The following is a 255-nucleotide window of genomic DNA, read 5'->3' on the forward strand; positions in this document are numbered from 1 at the left end:
TTTATAGGAATTATATTTACGTGATTTACGAGAAAATGCTATGCATTTAAGTTCTAATTTTCTCATAATACGTCTAACCTTCTTTTGATTAATAACGATACCACTATTTTTTAATGTAGCTGTAATTTGGCGATAGCCATATCTACCATTATGATCTTGAAAAATAGACATGATTTTTTCTTCGATATCTTTATCTGGATTTTCACTATGAAATCTCTTTTGCCAATACATATATGTTGATTTAGGAAATTTAGT

Annotated in this window: 1 protein-coding gene; it reads right to left on the minus strand. The window is 27.1% G+C overall.

What is annotated here, in order from left to right; genetic code table 11:
• The coding region (locus KGF42_RS19615; protein WP_227826947.1) for an IS3 family transposase at positions 1 to 231 on the minus strand (231 nt) is incomplete at its 3' end.
• Between the last annotated feature and the right edge of the window lie 24 nt (positions 232 to 255).

Source organism: Clostridioides sp. ZZV15-6383 (assembly GCF_020657735.1).
GTDB classification, from domain to species: Bacteria; Bacillota; Clostridia; order Peptostreptococcales; family Peptostreptococcaceae; genus Clostridioides; species Clostridioides difficile_D.